A 21,008-nucleotide genomic window follows, 5' to 3' on the forward strand; every position below is an offset into this window, starting at 1 on the left:
ATGGTGACAAAAACTGGTGACAACCAAATTCATATCAACCATTGGTGTTGCAAAGATAAAGATAAAAACAAAGATAAAAAGATATATTTAATATAATTTCTTCATTCGTAGATGATGCAACAAAATCAGACTCCAATATTCAAAAACAATAATAAATTCATAAAAATGAATGTCACTTTTTAGTCAATTTCCCACAAACAAAGCAAATCGCTGATATACAACACATTACTTTCATTTCTAATATTCACTTCTATTCTTTGTGAATATAAAAATGCGAATTGTCTGGCTAATTCTCTTATCCAAACAATCCGCATTAATCTAATTAATTCAAATTGAGTCTACTCCAACAACTCCATCTTTCCCGACAATAGATTTATTCTCATTCCACACCAATCTGTATCAATAACAACTACATCCGAAGCCCTGTTATCCCAGCTTACTTTTCTAGCTCCACCATTTATTTCTATTCCATATATTACAAAATACCTTTTTTTCTCTTTATCATAGGCATATACACTTCCTCTCCAATCATGCACAACAATAAAAGAATCATTTTCTATTCTATTTTCTTTTTCATCATTGTAATTGTCCCAGTCAAAAATAGAAGTGTTGTAATATGTGTATTTTATAGTTGTATTTTGAGGTTCATATTTCCCTGGATTATCCAACAACCATCTTTTGACAGAATTTTTAGGATTATCCATATCTAAATCTTCTTCGGATGGACGATATATGCAAGTTAATTCAGTAGCCTTTTTCTGTAAAAACCTATTTTCATCTGGATAACTTTCCAACTTTTCTAAATCCACAAATTCTCCTTTCAATAATTCATTTATCTCTCCATATACTGCATAATTCAATGACAAGACATCATGAGAATCTAAATTATACAAACATAATCTTAAATAGCCACAACCAGCACAGCCATTTCCCAGTTCTGCAATACGATAAATAAAATAGAAATAGTCCTTGTTATTTATTCTTACTAATTCGGGCATATTTTCATCTGCCAAGCCAAATCTTTTTGCTGAAAAAATTAATACTTGGCCATCCATTTCATTCTCATTTATGGTTTTCTCATTAACAATTTGCCAATGATTAGCTATTTGCCTTAATCTATAAATGGTAAAGGGAAAATATCCATCTTTATATCCTTTTCTCTGTATTCCTACAATTTCTGCATTACCTTCAATTCTTACGGGTATCGCATATTCTGATTCACAATCTTCTTCTACTTTATATGAATTGATTAAAACTAAATTAAGAATATCCAAAGCTTCTTTTCTGTTTTGTGGTAATTGAGAAGGATATTCTTCAATAGAAACTTCACTTATAGCTTCCCCATAGTTACCAACTTGAGAACTTTCACTATAATATTCTATTTCTCTATTTTCAGTAACATATATCATTCCCCCTTCACCTTCATATTCATATTTTCGCTCTATCCAATTCCCGTATTCATCAACTTTAGTAATACCATCTACGTGCAAAGGGTTACTATATGTTTGTATTTCACATCCATCTAATCCTTGAAAATTCAAGACCTCCGTTTCTTTTAAAAAACCTTCGTCGTCATAACGATAAACTGTACTATCACCATATAACACAGAAAAAATGAGACGTCCTTCTTTATCGTAATGATACTCTCTGTTATCTTCGGATATACCTATTAATGGATTTTCATAAGTGTAATGATAAGTTATTCCATTAAAATCTTTCTCTTCCACAATTTTACCTTTTACATATTGTCTATATCCCCAATGATAAGTATAATCAATTTCTTCTTTCTCCAAATAACCATTTACCGAGAAATAATATTTTTTTTCGTTTCTAACAAGTTCAGTATTATCACCATATTGCGTACTGATAATAACACGTAATACACAGGCACTTCCCTTTAATCCAAACTTATTCCAATCATTCTTTTCAGAATGATTAACAAGAAAATAATATAACAGTCCCCCAACAACAATTAAAATAGTCAGCATTGACAAGCTTATTATCGTGGTTTTATTGCGCTTTAAGAGAGTTTTCCTAATATCTGTAGTTGATTGATGTTCCTGTTTGGGTTCACTCGATTCTATATTAGCCTTATTCAACTCAACATTTTCAAATTGACTTATATGCTGATAACTATAAAAACACCCACAATGAGGACATACATCACATTTATCATCAAATGACTTGCCACATTCAGGACACACTTTGTTTACTGAACTATTAGCATCATCTACAGATTGTACCAAATTAAAAGGATAGCCACAATAAGAACATTTATCCAAATCTTTATTTACGGACTGCCTACATTCAGGGCATACTTTATTTATTGAACTATTAGCATCACCTACAGATTGCACCAAATCGAAAGGATAGCCACAATAAGAACATTTATTCAAATCTTTATTTACGGACTGCCCACATTCAGGACATACTTTGTTTTCTGAACTATTAGCATCATCTACAGATTGCACCAAATCGAAGGGATAGCCACAATAAGAACATTTATTCAAATCTTTATTTACGGACTGCCCACATTCAGGACATACTTTATTTACGGAACTATTAGCATCATCTACAGATTGCACCAAATCGAAGGGATAGCCACAATAAGAACATTTATTCAAATCTTTATTTACGGACTGCCCACATTCAGGACATACTTTATTTACGGAACTATTGGTGTCATCTATAGATTGTACCAAATCGAAAGGATAGCCACAATAAGAACATTTATCTAAATCTTTATTTACGGACTGCCCACATTCAGGACACATTTTTTTCTCTATATCTTTCTCTACAGGACAACCGCATTTGGGACACTTTTTGGCTCTTTCAGATATAGTATGTCCACATTCAATACATTTTATCATTCCCATACTTTCTTTATTATAATAAGGATTTTTCTTTTTCTTGATATAATCTCATTACATATATATCCATAAAATAGGAAAGAATTGTAGCCATAGATGATATAAAAGCGGCAATTAAAGCATCATTTTCACCATATGTAAAGAATACATACAATTGCCAATAAGACATTATATATATGGCAACATGACTAGCCCACCATATTTGTAAAATTTGACTCATACGTGTAGACTTATTTAACAAACCTGATTTTTCCCATATTGAATACATTATTTGGTATGGCTTGAATAAATGAATTACAGGTATAAACCAAGCTAACCATGCCCAATAATCTTTATATTCATAAGAAGAATTAAGAATCCTCATATTCTTGGAAATCCGATACATCCATACGACAAATAAAATGACTTCCAAAAAAGATAATAAAGACGATGTAACAAGCATTAATATTTTGAAAGACGGTTTATAAAAATCATCAATATAATATGTTTTAAGTGATTCTATACAAGTAAAAGCTATACAGATATATGAAAGTATTGCAAAGCATGTAACAAAAGAATTACTTGTTTGAGATAAGCAAACATTAGCAGAGTTATATATTTGTCCTTTATTAATGTTCTCAAAGGCAATATCTTTTAAAGGGTTTCCACAGTTAGGACATTCCAAATATGTTTCAGGAATTGATTCTCCACATTCGTCGCAAATAACTCTTCTTTCAACAGGATTCCCACAATTAGGGCATTTTTCCGCTTTATCAGAAATTTCCCGTCCACATTCAGTACATTTTACTAGTGCCATATATTAATTAAAATCAGAATAATTAGTAAACAAAATATCAATATAATAATTACCCATGTTCCGATACCAATCCACAAACCTATTTTATAATATTTACCTGCTTTTTCTGATGCTAGTATAGCACCATCAATATCTCCACTCTTCCATAATCCTTCAACACGATTTGCATAAATACAACTAGCTACAGCAAACGGAAGACACCAAATTGTAAATAATAATACCGATGCCAACACTAACAACAATGATTCAAGAAGCCATGATTTAGGGTGAAACTTTTCAGAAATAGGACTTTTTATATAGGCTCTATATTGGGTACGATAATTATATGAAATCTCTACCCCACAATACGGACAAGATACAGCCCTGTCCGATATTGTGGATTGACATTTAAAACACTTAATCAACATTGTCTATAACATCCTCATAACAATATTACTATTTGTTTATTTTTTGAATAGATTGATAAACCAATAAAGAGCCTCCTACCAGCCCAAAAATAAATTTAGAAGTCGTAAATTTTTCTGATTCAAGTATAAAATACGCCCATATACTTCCAATTACTAAAAAAATACCACCAATAAGAGCTAACCAAGCTTTCCATACAACAACTTCCGTTTCTTTTTGGGGAGACTGCAAATCTGAATTATCGCCTTTTGGCGTTACAGGGCAACCACATTTCGGGCAACATTCCGCTTTGTCGGACATATCATGTCCACACTGACGACATTTTACTAAAGCCATAAACTAAATCAATTAATCACATTAGGCTCTATATGTGGATTCAACAAAATATAAATAAGGCATAAAAGAAAAAGGTGAGCCTGTTAGTCTTATATCTTGTCAGAAGGCTCTGGACTGCCACGCAACAGATAAAGATACAGCTCACCTCTTTGGCTATATATATCAATCATATATAACAAACCAAAGAAAGAACGTTTTCTATTCTTGTTGCATAAAGAATTGTCCAGATTCTCTGACAAAGAATAAGCTAAACGCTTTCCAATTTATGTCTGTCACTATTGTGACTTTGCAAAAATAAGAAAAGTTTAGAAAGAACGTCTATAAGTGAGCTGTTTTTTTTGCAAAGGTATTATTTTAATCAGAAACTTAACATATCATACGTCTCTAATAACTCTTCGGTTCTCAAACCTAAATATCTACGGGTAGTCATTATATCGCTATGATTAAATAGCTCTGACAGTTTAATCAATGCAAATTCAGAATTCTCACCAGCTGCCTCAACAACTTTTCTACCAAATGTTTTGCGCATACTATGAGTTGAAAAATGTTCTACTTTTAGTCCATATTTCGATTTTATTTCTTTCAATAAAACATTGATGCGCTGTGTGCTGTAGACTGTCTTTTTTCGACTAAGAAAACACTTTTCCCCTCTATTGGTTATACTTAGTGCCTTGTAACACTCTTTTATGTGTTTTTGAAAATCGCTATTAATTTTAATTTCTCTTCTTTTTCCTGTTTTTTTCTCAATGAGCATGAATTTATCATTGTCCAATAACATACTCCATGTCAAGGTCAATAAATCAGAAATGCGCAGCCCAAAGAAACTACCACACCCAATCAATAGAGACAAGCGATATTCTCTGTCCCTATACAATTTTCGTACTAAGGATAACATTAAATTCCATTCTATATAGTCACTTGTTACATTACTGTTCTTCAAACTCATAATATTCTCTTATATGTAAGTTTTATGTTTTTTGAATCTATTATAAAACTCTGTATTACTAAAACATTGATAATCAAATTATATTCAAAAGTTACAGAAGTGAATATTTCAATCTCCACAATATCGACCAGTACCATAACCCATTGCTTTTGAAATTTCATCACTTGTGAAACCTTTTTCCCAAGCTCTTTCATCGTTTCTTTGGTTTGCTCCCTCTTTATGCGCAATCCAGCTCGCCGCAATCATAGCATCCAGTTTTGCTGCTTTTTCTTCACGAGCTCTAACAGCATCATGTTCCCAAATCCAAGCTGCTTTCAGACAGTCACTCCAAGAACGACCTCTTCTGTGAAACTCACTACCATATAATCTATGGGCATCTCTCATTACTTGTTGCTTATTGTATCGTCTCATAATTTGTAGTGCTATTAATTACTTATCTCGTTACAAATGTAGCGCTTTCGATATATATATCAAAACAAAAGTGTATATTATTAGAGCTACATTAACTTCTTTTATGTATTGTAATCAATATACAATTTAAAACTAAACGTATATTTGCATATATAATAAAAAGAAGAGTTATGGTACTACGAATAAAAGAAGTTATCAAAGAGAAAGGAATGACTGTTCAGACATTAGCTGATAAAATGGAAATTAACAGAGTAGGGCTCTCCAATCATATTAATGGAAATCCATCTGTTGCAGTACTAACCAAAATTGCTACTGCATTAGAAGTCCCCATACAAGAACTATTTGTAAAAGACAAAAATGAAAATGTTAATGGTTATATTGAAATTGGAGGTGAAATTTTCAAAATCACATCTTTTCAAGATTTAGAAAACCTCATCAATCGTTTCAAAGCAGAACAAAAAAAATAATCCCTAATATCAATTCATATTTTTATAAAAATACAACAACAAACAAAGCAAACCGTATTATATATAGTAATTGGCTGATTATCAACAATAAATCTATTACGTTTTACATACTAGACGTGTCTATACAATTTTTAATTATCTTATCTACAATAGATTTTAGATAATTTTCAAGCAATCTTCTATCTTTATCAGTCATTATTGCAATAAAATTACGAGCTTGCTGAACATCTTTAAATGAAATAGTATCTGTATTAAGAGCCTGATTTAACAAGTCTTTACGAGCTATCACATCAGTTTCTCCTGATTTTTCTTTAATAGCTTGTTTGATTACCTTCCATCGTTCTTTTTGAGTATCACTTATTTTTTTCTTGGTCGTTACAGAATGAGATTTCCCACACATTGGGTTCAAACTACCCATTTTCTTCTGTGATTGCTTATTTATCATCTCTGCATAAGATTGAGTTAAATATTTATTTTCCATGATTTTTTTGCTATTATACATATTTATTAAAAAGGAATAAAGTTACTTCAAGTACTTCCTCTTTTCTATAAATAGTAATCAATTGACAATTATTTGTTTTTTAATAAAAAAATATATACGTTTGAAAAAAAGAAATTATGACAGAAAAAATAGATTATCATTTTGTAGCGGTCCCATACAAAATTACCTATGTTTGTGACGCATTATGTTTGGCTGTATTAACTATACTTATACAGAAAGAAAGTTATTGGAAGGAAAAAGGACGTTTAGATTCAAATGGCTTTTTTTATACAGCTAATGCAGAAATTGAAAGCCGAATCGGTTACAAAAGGAATGTAGTGAACGAAACGATTGAAGGATTATTTAGAGGCAACATGATAGATATAATTCCATCTTCATCCAAAAAAGAAAGCAATAAATATAGAATAAATTGGAATACTATATTAGCCTATGACAAACTATCTCTTGAAGAACTGAATCATCCCGCAATGAGAATACATAAGGTTACACGTAAAGAAACGCTTACCTATACCTATTCCAAATTGGATGCAAAAAATGAAACAAATTGCACTACTACTTTAAATAAATCAGATATAATAAATACTATAGATAAAGATATTAATAATAATGATAGTGCAAATTGCACTACTACACCTAATTGTTATTTGCCTGAATTTACAAGAAAAGAAACTTGTGACAACAGTGAAAATGAGATTTTAGATATATTTAGATGTATTGTTTTTGAAGAATGCTATGAACACAAAACATATTTCACAGATAAGGAACATGCAGTTTTAAAAGATATACTTTCTCAATTCAGGCAAGAAAGACCAAATATTGAAGACATCTGTTTTGAGCTCAAATCTTGGAGTAATGAACTTACACGAGAAGAAGTAAAGAAAGCGATATTAAACATTGTACCTAAATTTAAAGAAGCATATCAAGTTGTAGCTCAATAAAAAATATCCCAAAGATGCAAAGCCAACAGTATGAACGAAATGGACTTACTTCAATTCATGTATAAATAACAGGGTACATAAGTAGGGGGGGCTACCCCTACTACATCCTATTCAGACCAAATCAGCCTCTTTCATTTTCTCTAAAAAAATATTAGCTTGCTGTTCCTGAGTCACTTTAATATACTTAAAAAATTGCTCCTGCGAAGAATGCCCACTCATTGCCATCAGCGTAACGACATCAACCCCCAGTAAATAAAAATTTGTACAAAAAGAGCGTCGTGCAGTATGCGTACCACATAACTCATACTTTGGAGAAACCATCTCAATCATTTCTCCTGCTTTTATCTCACTTGTTTTAACCTCTTCATCAATTTCTGCCATTTTACAAATTTTTCGTAAATGTTCAATAGTAACAGGCGTACTAAATGCTTTAGGCAATTCATAATTATATCGCTCTAATATCGTTCGTATATATCTAGAGATGGGAATCTGAACTTTCTTTTTTGTTTTCTCCGTTACAACAGAAATAAACGTATCTTCACTCCTAATAGCATTCAACTTTGAATAATCAGACCAACGTAACCCTGTGAATGAACCGACAATAAATAAATCACGACTTATAGCCAATTTGGGAGTTTCAGACAAGTCTAAATTAAACAATTTATCTAATTCCTCAAAATTTAAATATATACTATCATTATCCGTTTTTGGAGTACAGTGGAATGTTCTAAACTTATCATTCTTTATATAACCTTCTCGATACGCCTCGTTCAACCAAATCCTCAACACCTGAAAAGTATATTGGACTGTATTGAATGAATATCTCTTACCAGTAGTTAAATAGGTACGAAAATCTTTCTCAAATTTCTCACCAAAAAAATTCCAATCAGACTTATAACCATACGCAGTATAAAAGTCCTCAAGACGTTTTAAGACAGAATTATAGGATTTTTTCGTAGATATTGTATTATTCAAATTTGTCTTTTTATTCACCTTTTGCGTAATAGTATCTACTAAATTTCTAAAATAATTTAATGGATTACTATACGTATCATCATCATCCAAAAATCTCCTTAAAGCCTCAACCGTAAAATTTAAACTTATATCATCTTCCTCCGAATAATCAAATTTGTGAACAAATTCATCGATTTTGAGGAGTGTTCTCTCGATAATAGCATTTACCTGTCTATTTGCCGCATTTTGTCTTCGGGTAAATGTATTATTAATTATTGCCCTACAAGCATTAGCATCCCAATATATAGGATATATTCTTTCTCCAATATACCATCTCAACCTTTTTTTATTAATCGACAAATTCAAATAAATTTGCTGCAATTTATCTTCCTTCCCTTTTAGGGTAAAATTTACCCTTTGAGTAACCTTTCCGTTCAGTGAATTAAAACAATTCTCAATCATAGTGGTGACACAAATTGGTGACAAATCAAATTCTTTATACCAAAAACAAGTCATATTCACAACTTGCTATAAATCAACCACAAATATAATAAATCACTCATTTATAGGCAAATAAAAAACAAAAAAAGGCTCAATAATTGAGCCTTTTAAAGTAGTATATAGAACATCTACTTTCATCTTTCTTTTTTATTGTTGTTATTGACTTTTTTCCGTTTGTTGGCTCTGTCGCACTTGCTGCATATCCCATATATATATAAGGAATAATGCGAAAGCTGGAAGCGGCTTAATTTCGTATTTTCAATGGCATGCTGCAATTCCTCATTCTGAAACTCAGTCACTTTACCGCATTGCGTACATATCTGGTGATGATGCGTTTCACGATTGTATGATTTTTCATATTGGGAAGAAGTACCGAACTGATGCTTAATGACCAGCCGTGCATTGATAAGAAGAATAATGGTATTGTAAAGAGTAGCCCGACTCACCCGGAAATTCTCCTGATCCATCATTCGTGAATAAAGCATATCGATATCGAAGTGACCGTCGATAGAATAAATTGTATCGAGTATGGCGTAGCGTTCAGGAGTCTTACGATGCCCGTTCGCAGTGAGATATTCCGTGAATATCTGCCTTACTGTATCTTTCACGTTTTGAGTTTCCATCATCAGCCAGAATTAGCGCGAACAAAGTTAAGCCTTTTTTGCGGAACGCAAAAGGATTTTAATAAATTATCAATTTGCTCCTATGCCAATATACCAATTAAAAGTACACAGGCTTATTATTCCATCTCCGCCTTTACCATATTATAAAGCATTTGCTCTCCTTCCATATTGGAATCGGCCATTCCTTCTACCAACCGACATACCTGGAAAGCATTCTCTTCGTTGTGCTGCATATATTTACGAATCACCAGCAAAGCAGCATTGCGTACATGATAACTTTCGGAGTGAACGGCACAAATAGACTGGTCAAGCAACTCACCGGCAGCCCGTTCAGTCATATCTCCCTTTTTCATCAGAAGCCGGGCAGCAGTCAGGAATCCACAAGTCTGTATATATTCCCGTTCATCGGCTATCCAGTGGAAAGACTTGGCAGGGGCATACGGCAGATTCTGAAAAAGATTCATACACGTCAGTTCCGCAATCTCTATATTCCGGATATCCTCTACCCAAATATCGGCTATCTCAGGATAAAAAGTATCAATCGGCTGCAACAGTCCGGCCAATATTTTACATTCGCGGATATCCTCTTTCCACAAGGCCTGCGCCAAGTCGTGATTCTTCTCGTAATTCCCTGCAATCATTTTGATACGGGGCAGTTCGACACCAAAATTCAGTTTGTATACCAACCCCTTTTCACGCATACTTTGGGACACAGCCCCGTTCATTGAGAGACGGAGCTGTGTCTTGATATCTTTCAGTTGTTCTTTAATATCCATTTCAGATTAGTTGTTTACCGAAGGCAGCGGAGAGTTTTCGGTGCTGTAACGCAACATCTGTTCTGCATAACCTTCGTCGTATGATACGGTGACATCCGTAATGTTACCGTTTTCATCCGTCACCAGTTCATATTTAGGATTTACAAAGCCTTTGTAAGGAGCCAGATTCAACTTCTTATAGCGTTCCAGTATCTCAGCATGCAGAGTCGGATCTACTTTCACCGCATAATTCTCTACCAATGAACGGGCACCTTCAAAATCACCGGTCGACTTGATACGCTGGATCTCAGCCAATAACTCACCGAAAAGTTCGCGTACCTTCGGATAATCGTTGATGACCACATACGTCTTTCCATCCTTCTTCACCAATTCTACTACTTTATCGGCAGCTCCTTTTTCATATACCCAACGGGCTATTAACTGACGGTTACGCATATGAGCTTCCTCCACATTGTTTCCCGGTTCGATACGTACCAACTGAGTCATCAGACCATTCATCAGATACGTGTAATATTGAGCTTTATAAGCTTCCGGAGAGGAAAGAAGTTTCAGTTCCACCAATTTCGGATCGGCCACATAGTACAATCCGAACAAGTCGGCACGAGCTTCTTCAATCGTAGAGCCGTAAGCCTTCAACGCATCAGGATCTACTCCCGGAAGCAACTTCCCGGAACCATGTCCCAGACACTCATGCAAATCCGTGTGAAGTTCGTCCGTCAGATCGGAATAAGCGTCGATCAGCTGTCTTTCCATATCGCTATAAACGAATTCCTCATTAAACCCGTTTCCATGAGCCGCCTTATTGTAAGCGTCCGTAATGTTACCGATAGTCACCGATTTAGAACCGTGATGCGCACGAATCCAGTTGGCATTCGGAAGATTGATACCGATAGCAGTTGACGGATAGAGATCACCGGCAAGGATAGCGGCGGTAATCACCTTAGCCGACACACCCTTCACTTCATCTTTCTTGAAAGACTTGTCCACCGGAGAGTGATCCTCGAACCATTGGGCATTGCTGCTGATAATTTCCGTACGGCGAGTAGCTTCCAGGTCTTTGAAGTTGACCAAAGATTCCCAGCTCGCTTTCATGCCTAACGGATCTCCATAACTTTCTGTAAATCCATTCACAAAATCAATTCGCGAGTCAAGGTCTTTCACCCAAAGAATAGCATATTCATCAAAATCTTTCAGGCTACCGGTCTCATAGAACTGAATCAGTTGGGCAATCACAGCTTTCTGTGCATCATTCTCAGCCACCGCTTCCGCTTTCTTCAGCCAATACACAATCTTCTCAATAGCCTGTGTATAAAGCCCGCCGACTTTCCATACTTTCTCCTGCAACTTTCCATTCTCTTTTACCAGACGGCTATTCAAGCCATAAGAAATGGGAGTCTCATCTTTCGGATCTTTCATCGCTCCGTAGAAAGCCTCCGCTTCCTGTTGTGTCACCCCATCGTAATAGTTACAAGCCGAAGTCAGCACAAGATCCTCACCATCCGCCTGATTCACCCGTTTCGGCATAATAGCCGGATCAAAGATCACGGGGAACAACTCATCACAAAGCTGTTCGGCAGTCTGCCCCTCTGCAAGCGGAAGCTGCTTGGCATCGAGGGCAAGCACAGCTTGTTTCAAAAAGTCCTGTGAGAAATTCGGTACAAATTTCTCCGAGCCATAATGATGATGAATACCATTGGAGAACCATACTCTTTTCAAGTAAATCTCCATGTTCTTAAAGTCAGAAGTTGTCTTATCCCCCTGATAATTCGTATATACCGCTTCGAGCATCCGACGGATTCTCAAATTGTATTTTCCATTCTGGTCGAACAGAATATCCCTTCCTTCCAAAGCAGCCTGTGTCAGGTAATAAATCAGTTCTTTCTGTTTCAGCGTCAGTTCCTCGAATCCGGGAACCTTGTAACGCAAAATCTGTAAATCAGCAAATTGTTCCACTGTATAATCAAATTTTTCTGCATCAGCAGTTGTTGTTTTACTTCCTCCGCACGACGTCAAAAGCGTGGCGGCAATAGTCATTGAAATAAGATGTTTCTTCATAATGCTAGTGTTGATCAATTAAAATGAGAAAAGGAATTATCTCCAAACATTTTCATTTAGAGGTAATTCCTTTTGGCTAATTCCGGAACACGCTATTACTTTTTGCTTTCCAAATGTTTCTTGCGGTATCCGTTAGGAGTCTCACCTATATTCTTGTAGAATGCGGCATAAAAAGATTGACGATTTGCGAAACCAACCATGGCACTAATTTCTTCCACATTCTTATCGGCATAACGTTTGTCAGTCAATAAATGCAAAGCATCTTTCACTCTGTATTCGTTCAACAAACAAGAATAATTCATACCGAAACGTGAGTTCACTACTGCAGAAAGGTAACGAGTATTCGTTTTCAATTCTTTCGCCAAGTCTTTTGCTGAATAATCAGGATCCTTGTACTTTTTCTGTACGACTATGATATTCAAGATCTTGTCATACAACTCATCTGCCAATTCCGGTCTGATTAACGACCTATATGCAGCCTTCTTTTCTTTCTTCTCCCTCAAATTGTAAGGGCGTTTTTTCGGAGTTTCTTCCGATGTTTTGTTCTCTAAATCACTCATTGAATTAACTGGTTAGGGTTTGTTCATTTGTTAGTAAGTTGCATACTCGCAACGTTACATGTTACAAATGTCTTACTTTTTTTTTAAACACACAATTATTTTGTGCGTTTTTTTTCTGAATAAACAATCAAAAGTCTTGAAAAAGAGGGATTAAGCTCGAATAATAAGAAACTTTAACCTTTTTATGTTTCATATCGGAAACTGAAATCCACTCATTATCATAATTGACGAATAAAAATGTACCTTTGCAACAAGTTTAAATGAACGCCCAATGAGAGAAACCCTAAAAACATATTTCGGATACGACAGTTTCCGTCCGCTACAAGAAGAAATCATCCGGCACATTCTGAATAAACAGGATGCACTGGTTCTAATGCCCACAGGTGGAGGAAAATCCATCTGTTATCAACTGCCTGCTTTGCTCAGCGAAGGTACTGCCATCGTGGTTTCTCCGCTTATCTCACTCATGAAAGATCAAGTGGAAGCGTTACAGGCAAACGGCATTGCCGCCGGAGCCCTGAATAGCAGTAATGACGAAACGGAAAATGCCAATTTACGGCGTTCCTGCGTTGCGGGGAAGCTGAAACTGCTTTATATTTCTCCTGAAAAGTTGTTGGCGGAAAAAGACTACCTGCTACGGGATATGAACATTTCTCTATTTGCCATAGACGAGGCTCATTGTATCTCTCAATGGGGACACGATTTTCGTCCGGAGTATACACAGATGGGAGTCCTCCATCAACAATTCCCACAAGTGCCCATCATCGCTTTAACCGCCACTGCGGATAAAATCACCCGCGAAGATATCATCCGTCAGCTACATCTTATCCGACCACGTACGTTTATTTCTTCTTTCGACCGCCCCAACATCAGCCTGACAGTCAAACGGGGATTTCAGGCGAAAGAAAAAAATAAAGCCATCATAGAATTCATCCAACGACATGGAAAAGAAAGCGGAATCATCTACTGCATGAGCCGCAGCAAGACAGAAACAGTAGCCCAAATGCTGCTAAAGCAAGGTATCCGTTGTGGGGTCTATCATGCCGGTTTATCCGCACAGCAACGTGACGAGACACAAGATGATTTCATCAACGACCGCATTCAGGTAGTGTGTGCCACCATCGCTTTCGGTATGGGAATCGACAAATCGAATGTACGCTGGGTGATTCACTATAATCTGCCCAAAAGTATAGAAAGCTTTTATCAGGAAATCGGACGTGCCGGACGGGATGGCCTGCCCAGCGATACTGTATTATTCTATTCATTAGGCGATCTGATACTACTGACCAAATTCGCATCGGAAAGTAATCAACAAAAGATCAACCTCGAGAAACTTCAACGAATGCAACAATATGCGGAAGCTGACATCTGCCGGAGACGCATCTTATTGAGCTATTTCGGAGAGACAGCCACAGAGGACTGCGGAAATTGTGATGTCTGCAAGAATCCCCCCCAGCGTTTTGACGGGACGGTCATTGTACAAAAAGCACTAAGCGCCATTGCACGTGCGGAACAACAGATCGGGACAGGACTGCTGATCGACATTCTGCGGGGAAGCTATTCGGCAGAGGTGACAGCGAAAGGGTACCAAGAACTCAAGACATTCGGTGTCGGACGTGATATTCCCCCTCGCGATTGGCAAGATTACCTTCTTCAGATGTTGCAACTCGGCTATTTTGAAATAGCTTATAACGAGAACAATCATCTGAAAATCACGCCCAGCGGGAGTGACATTCTTTTTGGGAGAGCAAAAGCCACATTGGCAGTTATCCGTCACGAAGAGACCGCTACACGAAAAGGGAAAAAGAAGAAAGTAGTGGTAGCCAAAGAACTTCCTTTCGGCCTGGCAGGCGGCGAAAGCGAAGATTTATTCGAAGCACTGCGCGGATTAAGAAAACAATTAGCCGATCAGGAAGGTCTGCCCGCCTATATCGTATTGTCGGACAAAGTATTACATCTGCTCAGCATTTCACGACCTACCACCATTGAAGAATTCGGATCTATCAGCGGTATCGGAGAATATAAGAAGAAAAAATATGGTAAAGATTTCGTCAACCTAATCCGGCAGTTCACCTGACATCCGCCTCCCAATCCAGTAAAGTCTTTTTTGCCGGCAGCCTACCCGCATAACCGGTCAATGCACGGTTACCGCCAGTCACACGATGGCAGGGAATAAGTATCGAAATTGAAATGGTTATCTACATTGTTTCAACTGCTCGTGTAAATCGGCAGGAGGTACTCCCAGCGAAATGGCTTTCTCAAAGTCCGATTTTGCCAATGCCTTTTTTTTCTGTACCAGATAGATATTTCCACGCAACAAATAAGCATCAGCCGACGAAGCATCCAACCGGATCGCTTCCTCCAAATCAACCAGTGCCAAATCTTCATGTTTCATGTCACGCTCTACATCGGCACGGGCTATATACAGTGTCGCATCCTCAGGATATTCCACAATCATCTTATTCAGAATGGCAAGAGCTTCACGGAACTTTCCTTCTTTCTGCTCCAACGTAGCCAATCCCAGCCGACCGCTATAACTCTGCGGGTCAAGTTCCAATAAACGATTATAATCAATACGGGCAGCCGGATAATCCCTGCGGAGTACATAAATATATGCACGCATCAATAAGGCTTCCTTATTCTGCTTATCCCCGTCAAGCACCTGACAATAATCCGTATAAGCGCGATCTGTCTTTCCCATCTCCATATAGATGGCGGCACGGTCCAACAAAATAGGAACTGCCAATGGAGCAAAGTTCAAGGCAAAAGAATAAGATTCGAGTGCCTTATCAAACTCTCCCAAACGACGTTGTACCAATCCCAGATTGGAAAAAAGCAACGCATTCTTCGCATTTTTCGGTTCCAGTTTCAAAGCACGAAGCAAAAGTTCTTCCGCTTGTGGAAGACTGTCTTTTTCGATACAGTCAATAGCCCTTTCGGACAATTGCTGATAAGTTTGCGCATACAAGGCAACCGGGAAACAGAAAAATAAAGCAATAATCGTTCTTACCATGGCTCAGGTCTTTTTAGTATTTATAAATCAAAATCAGTCCAACGGATATGCGTCAAATGCAAACAATTCCGTCGACAAATAACGCTCTCCCGTATCAGGTAACAACGCCACTATCTTTTTGTTTTTAAATTCCGGACGCTGTGCCAGTTGACGGGCTGCATACACAGCCGCCCCCGAAGAAATTCCGGCCAACAAGCCTTCCGTTGCCGATAGTTCACGCCCTGCACGAATCGCTTCATCATCAGGCACACCGATAACTTCGTCTATCATAGAAGCATCATAAAGTTTCGGAATGAAATTGGCCCCGATTCCCTGAATACGGTGTGGAGCCGCCTGTCCACCTTCCAATACAGGAGACGCAGCCGGTTCTACCGCTACGATATAAATATCGGGATTATGTTTCTTTAAAGCACGGGCTACACCGCAAACCGTTCCTCCGGTACCGACTCCGGCAACAAAAACGTCTACTTCGCCATCTGTATCCCGCCATATCTCTTCTCCTGTCGTACGCTCATGCGCCGCCGCATTGGCAGGATTCTCAAATTGTTGCAGAATCACCGAACCGGGAATACTGTCTCGCAATTCCTCAGCCTTTGCAATGGAAGCCGCCATTCCGCCCAAGCCGTCTGTCAGAACAATTTCCGCACCGAGTGCTTTCAGCAGGTTACGCCGTTCCAGACTCATCGTCTCAGGCATTGTCAATATCAAGTGATATCCTTTGATGGTAGCGACCATTGCCAGTCCGACACCTGTATTTCCGCTTGTCGGTTCGATTATCGTTGCACCGGGCTTCAATACCCCACGTGCCTCCGCATCTTCAATCATCGAAAGAGCCACCCTGTCTTTCACACTTCCCGCCGGATTAAAAGCCTCCAGTTTGGCAATAATATTTTGTTCCAGACCATACTTTCCACAATAACCGGAAAGCTCCATCAGAGGAGTATTCCCCACTAAATCTGTTAGTTTCTTCGCAATCTTAGCCATTTCATTACTTAATTTTTGTCACATACACGACAAAGATATGGAAAAAAAGAGATGTTTTATATTACATCATGAGAAAGATAACGAAAAGTATACTAACTTTGTATCCGTTCAATTATTTTAAGTTTACACATTATGAAAAAGAGAATTATCCAATTTCTCACGACATACTTTTTATTTGTCCTCTTGTTTGTTCTCCAAAAGCCGCTCTTCATGGTCTACTACCATGATTTATACGCCGATGTTTCTTTCGGTGATTATTTCAGTGTCATGTGGCACGGCTTACCTTTGGATTTATCACTCGCAGGCTACCTCACCGCCATTCCCGGCCTGATACTTATCGCTTCCGCCTGGACGGATTCGTCTATACTCCGCCGCATCCGGCAAGTCTATTTCGGATTGATAGCATTTGTCATGGCATGTATCTTTATTGTCGATCTCGGTCTATACGGTTTCTGGGGATTCCGTCTTGACGCCACCCCCATTTTCTATTTCTTCTCCTCACCCAAAGATGCTATCGCAAGCGTCAGTTTCTGGTTCGTTTTATTGGGAATATTAGCAATGTTGGTCTATGCAGCTGTTTTATATTCTATCTTTTATATCGTACTGATCCGTGAAAGAAAACCTTTAAAGATACCCTATCGTCGGCAAAATGTCTCATTCGCGCTGTTATTGCTCACCGCCGCACTTTTCATCCCCATTCGTGGCGGGTTCACCGTGTCGACCATGAATCTGAGTAAAGTCTATTACAGTCAGGATCAGCGAATGAATCATGCCGCCATCAATCCGGCATTCAGTTTCATGTATTCTGCTACCCATCAGAATAATTTTGAGAAACAATATCGGTTCATGGACCCTCAAAAGGCCGACGAATTGTTTGCGGAAATGGTAGACAAACCTGCCGTAACTGCCGACAGCATTCCCCAATTATTAAATACACAACGCCCGAATATTATCTTTATTATTCTCGAAAGTTTCTCCACACATCTGATGGAAACTTTCGGCGGACATCCGAACGTAGCTGTCAATATGGATAAATTCGCCAAAGAAGGCATATTATTCAGCAATTTCTACGCCAGCAGCTTCCGTACCGATCGTGGGCTGGCTTCCATCATCAGTGGTTATCCCGGACAGCCAAGCACCAGCATTATGAAATATCCCGAAAAGACGGACAAACTTCCTTCTATTCCGCGAAGTTTGAGAAATGCGGGATACAGTCTAGAATATTATTACGGAGGGGACGCCGACTTTACGAATATGCGTTCTTATTTGGTATCCTCCGGCATTGAGAGAATTGTATGCGATAAGGATTTTCCTTTGTCCGAACGTACCGGAAAATGGGGAGCGCAGGACCATGTATTATTCCAACGTCTGATGAAAGACATCAAGGAGGAAAAACAGCAAGAGCCTTTTCTTAAACTCGTGCAAACCTCAAGCAGTCATGAACCTTTTGAAGTTCCGTTCCACAGACTGGACGATAAAATACTCAATGCCTTTGCCTATGCGGACAGTTGCGTGGGAGATTTCGTTGAACAATATAAGGAGACGCAGCTTTGGAAAAACACCCTGTTTGTACTTGTTCCCGATCATCAGGGAGCTTATCCGTATCCGATAGAGAATCCGCTGGACGGGCAGACCATCCCGTTAATCTTGCTTGGCGGAGCAATCAAAGAGCCTCGTGTAATAGATACGTATGCTTCACAAATTGACATTGCCGCCACCTTGCTCGCACAGCTGGGGCTGCCACACGACGACTTTACGTTCAGCAAAAACATACTGAACCCGTCATCTCCGCATTTCGGATATTTTACCCGACCGAACTTCTTCGGCATGGTTACTCCCGAAAACCAGTTGGTATACAACTTGGATGCAAATACCGTACAACTTGACGAAGGTACAGAGAAAGGTGCCAATCTGGAGAAAGGAAAAGCTTTCCTCCAAAAGCTCTACGATGACCTTGCCAAACGATAAAGCCGGAGAACAACTGAATAATCACAGTAAAAATATAAAAACAGAACCAGATGGTACATACTGACATCATCCAATATCTTTCGGAAATAGATACAAATGTCTTCCTATATTTCAATGGTATCCACTCTCCCTTTTGGGACTATTTCATGACTTCCTTTACAGGAAAAATAATTTGGGTACCGATGTACGCCAGCATCCTATACATATTACTAAAGAACTTCCATTGGAAAGCCGTTCTGTGTTATGTAGCCGCTATTGCACTTATCATCACCTTCGCCGACCAAATGTGCAGCAGTATCATCCGCCCGGTCGTGGCGCGCCTGCGCCCTTCCAATCCGGAAAGTCCCATTGTAGATATGGTATATATCGTCAACAATTATCGTGGTGGAAGCTACGGTTTCCCATCGTGCCATGCAGCCAATTCATTCGGTCTTGCCATGTATGTGGTCTTCATGTTCCGCAAACGCTGGCTAAGCATTTTCATTATCGCATGGGCCCTCCTCAATTGTTACACACGCGTATATCTAGGGGTGCATTATCCGGGTGATTTGCTTGTCGGAGGAATTATCGGCGGATTCGGCGGATGGCTGTTCGCTACCATTGCCCATAAAGCAGCCATCTATCTGGAACCTTCCACCTGTATGAAGAGAAAAGAACTCAAACAATGGTCAGTAACTATTTATGTAGGATTACTGACCGTACTCGGAATCATTATCTATTCCACTATTAAAAGCTGGTAGAACACAACGACACTATTTCAAACTGGAAAGTAAAAGCCTGACACCGTTTCCGATGCCAGGCTTTTACTTTTCATCCGGGTTTATCAAGCCTTCTTGATATAATCAACAATCCACTGTCCTACTTCTTTCGTTCCGTACTTGTCACCACCGGCAACCTGGATTTCCGGTGTACGCACATTTGCATCCAAAGAAGCATCTACAGCTTTACGAATCAATGCACCCTCTTCTTTGCAGTCGAAATACTCGAACAACATAGCCACAGAAAGGATCTGCGCCAACGGATTGGCAATATTCAGCCCTTTCGCCTGCGGCCATGAGCCGTGAATCGGTTCAAATACCGGAGTACTTTCACCCGTAGAGGCGGAAGGAAGCAACCCCATAGAGCCACTGATGACAGAACCTTCATCGGTCAGGATATCCCCGAAAGTATTTTCCGTTACCATCACGTCAAAGAATGCCGGTTCCTGAATCATCTTCATCGCAGCATTATCCACAAACATATAGTCGGTAGTTACTTCCGGATAGTTCGGAGCCATCTCCTGTGCAATCTGACGCCACAAACGAGACGAAGCAAGAACATTCGCCTTATCGACCACTGTCAAGTGCTTTCTGCGCTTCATTGCATACTCGAAAGCAACCTTCAGAATACGTTCTATTTCCGGACGGGTATAATAATTCGTATCGTATGCCTTGTCATTATCCTGGTATTTTTCACCGAAATACATACCTCCGGTCAGTTCACGGATACAAATAAAGTCCGCATTCTCCACCAATTCCGCACGCAACGGAGACTTGTGAATCAGACATTTGAATGTTTGCACCGGACGGATATTGGCAAAAAGTCCTAGTTTCTTACGCATAGCCAACAACCCTTGCTCCGGACGTACCTTGGCAGTAGGATCATTGTCAAACTTCGGATCGCCTACGGCAGAGAATAAAACCGCATCCGCCTCTTTACAAACCTGATAGGTCTTTTCCGGGAACGGATCGCCTACTTTATCAATTGCATCCGCACCGCAAATCGCATATTCATAACTTACTTTGTGACCAAATTTCTCACAAACGGCACTCATCACCTCCACACCTTGTACAGAGATTTCCGGTCCGATACCGTCGCCTGCTAATACAGCTATTTTAAAATCCATATTATTTAGTTTATTACG

21 protein-coding genes are annotated in these 21,008 nt (G+C 38.5%); 5 read left to right on the forward strand and 16 right to left on the reverse strand.

Annotation, left to right across the window (positions count from 1 at the left end; genetic code table 11):
- Positions 1 to 338 precede the first annotated feature (338 nt).
- The 6 genes from GD630_RS19390 to GD630_RS19415 form a co-directional block, all read right to left on the reverse strand.
- Positions 339 to 2,876 carry a double zinc ribbon domain-containing protein gene (locus GD630_RS19390; RefSeq protein ID WP_143868042.1) on the reverse strand — a complete coding sequence of 846 codons (2,538 nt, stop codon included), beginning with the start codon at positions 2,874 to 2,876 and terminating at the stop codon, positions 339 to 341.
- 10 nt (positions 2,877 to 2,886) lie between these two features.
- On the reverse strand, positions 2,887 to 3,666 hold the full coding sequence (locus tag GD630_RS19395) for a DUF4328 domain-containing protein (RefSeq protein ID WP_143868044.1): 780 nt from the start codon (positions 3,664 to 3,666) through the stop codon (positions 2,887 to 2,889).
- Positions 3,657 to 4,073: a CD225/dispanin family protein gene (locus GD630_RS21630; RefSeq protein ID WP_143868046.1), complete on the reverse strand. Its 417-nt coding sequence runs from the start codon at positions 4,071 to 4,073 to the stop codon at positions 3,657 to 3,659. The genes GD630_RS19395 and GD630_RS21630 overlap by 10 nt, the downstream gene beginning before the upstream one ends.
- A gap of 28 nt (positions 4,074 to 4,101) precedes the next feature.
- Positions 4,102 to 4,407 (reverse strand): hypothetical protein, encoded by a 306-nt coding sequence (locus GD630_RS19405; protein ID WP_143868048.1) that lies wholly within the window; start codon positions 4,405 to 4,407, stop codon positions 4,102 to 4,104.
- Between the two features lie 358 nt (positions 4,408 to 4,765).
- On the reverse strand, positions 4,766 to 5,353 hold the full coding sequence (locus GD630_RS19410) for a tyrosine-type recombinase/integrase (RefSeq protein ID WP_143868050.1): 588 nt from the start codon (positions 5,351 to 5,353) through the stop codon (positions 4,766 to 4,768).
- A gap of 108 nt (positions 5,354 to 5,461) precedes the next feature.
- Positions 5,462 to 5,764: a hypothetical protein gene (locus GD630_RS19415; protein WP_143868052.1), complete on the reverse strand. Its 303-nt coding sequence runs from the start codon at positions 5,762 to 5,764 to the stop codon at positions 5,462 to 5,464.
- Between the two features lie 170 nt (positions 5,765 to 5,934).
- Here GD630_RS19415 and GD630_RS19420 point away from each other — a divergent pair, with 170 nt between their 5' ends.
- Positions 5,935 to 6,231, forward strand: coding sequence for a helix-turn-helix domain-containing protein (locus tag GD630_RS19420; RefSeq protein ID WP_143868054.1), 297 nt, complete (start codon positions 5,935 to 5,937; stop codon positions 6,229 to 6,231).
- A gap of 103 nt (positions 6,232 to 6,334) precedes the next feature.
- Here GD630_RS19420 and GD630_RS19425 read toward each other — a convergent pair whose 3' ends face one another.
- Positions 6,335 to 6,712: an NUMOD3 domain-containing DNA-binding protein gene (locus tag GD630_RS19425; RefSeq protein ID WP_182505668.1), complete on the reverse strand. Its 378-nt coding sequence runs from the start codon at positions 6,710 to 6,712 to the stop codon at positions 6,335 to 6,337.
- A 137-nt stretch (positions 6,713 to 6,849) separates the two neighbouring features.
- Between GD630_RS19425 and GD630_RS19430 the strand changes: the two genes are divergently transcribed.
- Positions 6,850 to 7,671, forward strand: a complete 822-nt coding sequence (locus GD630_RS19430) for a hypothetical protein (RefSeq protein WP_143868058.1) — start codon at positions 6,850 to 6,852, stop codon at positions 7,669 to 7,671.
- A gap of 111 nt (positions 7,672 to 7,782) precedes the next feature.
- Here GD630_RS19430 and GD630_RS19435 read toward each other — a convergent pair whose 3' ends face one another.
- The 5 genes from GD630_RS19435 to GD630_RS19455 form a co-directional block, all read right to left on the reverse strand.
- Entirely contained in the window at positions 7,783 to 9,087 is a 1,305-nt protein-coding gene (locus tag GD630_RS19435) for a tyrosine-type recombinase/integrase (RefSeq protein WP_182505669.1), read from the reverse strand.
- A gap of 173 nt (positions 9,088 to 9,260) precedes the next feature.
- Positions 9,261 to 9,749: a Fur family transcriptional regulator gene (locus GD630_RS19440; protein ID WP_007758474.1), complete on the reverse strand. Its 489-nt coding sequence runs from the start codon at positions 9,747 to 9,749 to the stop codon at positions 9,261 to 9,263.
- 116 nt (positions 9,750 to 9,865) lie between these two features.
- A complete protein-coding gene (locus GD630_RS19445) occupies positions 9,866 to 10,525 on the reverse strand; it encodes a DNA alkylation repair protein (RefSeq protein ID WP_143868062.1) in 660 nt (219 codons plus the stop codon).
- 6 nt (positions 10,526 to 10,531) lie between these two features.
- Positions 10,532 to 12,580, reverse strand: coding sequence for a dipeptidyl-peptidase 3 family protein (locus GD630_RS19450; RefSeq protein WP_182505670.1), 2,049 nt, complete (start codon positions 12,578 to 12,580; stop codon positions 10,532 to 10,534).
- A 95-nt stretch (positions 12,581 to 12,675) separates the two neighbouring features.
- Positions 12,676 to 13,140: a helix-turn-helix domain-containing protein gene (locus GD630_RS19455; protein WP_007748573.1), complete on the reverse strand. Its 465-nt coding sequence runs from the start codon at positions 13,138 to 13,140 to the stop codon at positions 12,676 to 12,678.
- A 271-nt stretch (positions 13,141 to 13,411) separates the two neighbouring features.
- Between GD630_RS19455 and recQ the strand changes: the two genes are divergently transcribed.
- Positions 13,412 to 15,217 (forward strand): DNA helicase RecQ, encoded by a 1,806-nt coding sequence (recQ, locus tag GD630_RS19460; protein ID WP_143868064.1) that lies wholly within the window; start codon positions 13,412 to 13,414, stop codon positions 15,215 to 15,217.
- Here recQ and GD630_RS19465 read toward each other — a convergent pair.
- From GD630_RS19465 to cysK, 3 genes are read right to left on the reverse strand one after another with little or no spacing between them, the layout of a single operon-like run.
- The gene (locus GD630_RS19465) at positions 15,210 to 15,338 is read right to left on the reverse strand and encodes an MGMT family protein (protein ID WP_143868080.1); all 129 of its coding nucleotides are present in this window, start codon (positions 15,336 to 15,338) and stop codon (positions 15,210 to 15,212) included. The genes recQ and GD630_RS19465 overlap by 8 nt on opposite strands.
- On the reverse strand, positions 15,335 to 16,153 hold the full coding sequence (locus GD630_RS19470) for a tetratricopeptide repeat protein (RefSeq protein WP_007748578.1): 819 nt from the start codon (positions 16,151 to 16,153) through the stop codon (positions 15,335 to 15,337). Before GD630_RS19470 ends, GD630_RS19465 begins: the two co-directional genes overlap by 4 nt.
- A gap of 33 nt (positions 16,154 to 16,186) precedes the next feature.
- Positions 16,187 to 17,137: a cysteine synthase A gene (cysK, locus tag GD630_RS19475; RefSeq protein ID WP_007758469.1), complete on the reverse strand. Its 951-nt coding sequence runs from the start codon at positions 17,135 to 17,137 to the stop codon at positions 16,187 to 16,189.
- A 132-nt stretch (positions 17,138 to 17,269) separates the two neighbouring features.
- Between cysK and GD630_RS19480 the strand changes: the two genes are divergently transcribed.
- Both GD630_RS19480 and GD630_RS19485 read left to right on the forward strand, forming a co-directional pair.
- Positions 17,270 to 19,105, forward strand: coding sequence for an LTA synthase family protein (locus GD630_RS19480; RefSeq protein ID WP_182505671.1), 1,836 nt, complete (start codon positions 17,270 to 17,272; stop codon positions 19,103 to 19,105).
- 50 nt (positions 19,106 to 19,155) lie between these two features.
- A complete protein-coding gene (locus tag GD630_RS19485) occupies positions 19,156 to 19,845 on the forward strand; it encodes a phosphatase PAP2 family protein (protein ID WP_143868068.1) in 690 nt (229 codons plus the stop codon).
- Between the two features lie 83 nt (positions 19,846 to 19,928).
- Here GD630_RS19485 and leuB read toward each other — a convergent pair whose 3' ends face one another.
- On the reverse strand, positions 19,929 to 20,990 hold the full coding sequence (gene leuB / locus GD630_RS19490; protein ID WP_007758461.1) for a 3-isopropylmalate dehydrogenase: 1,062 nt from the start codon (positions 20,988 to 20,990) through the stop codon (positions 19,929 to 19,931).
- Positions 20,991 to 21,008: the final 18 nt, after the last annotated feature.

The organism is Bacteroides zhangwenhongii, from assembly GCF_009193325.2.
GTDB lineage: Bacteria > Bacteroidota > Bacteroidia > Bacteroidales > Bacteroidaceae > Bacteroides > Bacteroides zhangwenhongii.

Excerpts from the sequence above, each read along its gene's own strand:
- GD630_RS19455 (WP_007748573.1), bottom strand. The coding sequence starts at position 13,140 with ATGAGTGATTTAGAGAACAAAACATCGGAAGAAACTCCGAAAAAACGC.
- GD630_RS19420 (WP_143868054.1), top strand. The coding sequence starts at position 5,935 with ATGGTACTACGAATAAAAGAAGTTATCAAAGAGAAAGGAATGACTGTT.
- GD630_RS19470 (WP_007748578.1), bottom strand. The coding sequence starts at position 16,153 with ATGGTAAGAACGATTATTGCTTTATTTTTCTGTTTCCCGGTTGCCTTG.
- leuB (WP_007758461.1), bottom strand. The coding sequence starts at position 20,990 with ATGGATTTTAAAATAGCTGTATTAGCAGGCGACGGTATCGGACCGGAA.
- GD630_RS19390 (WP_143868042.1), bottom strand. The coding sequence starts at position 2,876 with ATGGGAATGATAAAATGTATTGAATGTGGACATACTATATCTGAAAGA.
- GD630_RS19445 (WP_143868062.1), bottom strand. The coding sequence starts at position 10,525 with ATGGATATTAAAGAACAACTGAAAGATATCAAGACACAGCTCCGTCTC.
- GD630_RS19415 (WP_143868052.1), bottom strand. The coding sequence starts at position 5,764 with ATGAGACGATACAATAAGCAACAAGTAATGAGAGATGCCCATAGATTA.
- GD630_RS19430 (WP_143868058.1), top strand. The coding sequence starts at position 6,850 with ATGACAGAAAAAATAGATTATCATTTTGTAGCGGTCCCATACAAAATT.
- GD630_RS19435 (WP_182505669.1), bottom strand. The coding sequence starts at position 9,087 with ATGATTGAGAATTGTTTTAATTCACTGAACGGAAAGGTTACTCAAAGG.
- GD630_RS19485 (WP_143868068.1), top strand. The coding sequence starts at position 19,156 with ATGGTACATACTGACATCATCCAATATCTTTCGGAAATAGATACAAAT.
- recQ (WP_143868064.1), top strand. The coding sequence starts at position 13,412 with ATGAGAGAAACCCTAAAAACATATTTCGGATACGACAGTTTCCGTCCG.
- GD630_RS21630 (WP_143868046.1), bottom strand. The coding sequence starts at position 4,073 with ATGTTGATTAAGTGTTTTAAATGTCAATCCACAATATCGGACAGGGCT.
- GD630_RS19410 (WP_143868050.1), bottom strand. The coding sequence starts at position 5,353 with ATGAGTTTGAAGAACAGTAATGTAACAAGTGACTATATAGAATGGAAT.
- GD630_RS19425 (WP_182505668.1), bottom strand. The coding sequence starts at position 6,712 with ATGGAAAATAAATATTTAACTCAATCTTATGCAGAGATGATAAATAAG.
- GD630_RS19450 (WP_182505670.1), bottom strand. The coding sequence starts at position 12,580 with ATGAAGAAACATCTTATTTCAATGACTATTGCCGCCACGCTTTTGACG.
- cysK (WP_007758469.1), bottom strand. The coding sequence starts at position 17,137 with ATGGCTAAGATTGCGAAGAAACTAACAGATTTAGTGGGGAATACTCCT.
- GD630_RS19480 (WP_182505671.1), top strand. The coding sequence starts at position 17,270 with ATGAAAAAGAGAATTATCCAATTTCTCACGACATACTTTTTATTTGTC.
- GD630_RS19440 (WP_007758474.1), bottom strand. The coding sequence starts at position 9,749 with ATGGAAACTCAAAACGTGAAAGATACAGTAAGGCAGATATTCACGGAA.
- GD630_RS19405 (WP_143868048.1), bottom strand. The coding sequence starts at position 4,407 with ATGGCTTTAGTAAAATGTCGTCAGTGTGGACATGATATGTCCGACAAA.
- GD630_RS19395 (WP_143868044.1), bottom strand. The coding sequence starts at position 3,666 with ATGGCACTAGTAAAATGTACTGAATGTGGACGGGAAATTTCTGATAAA.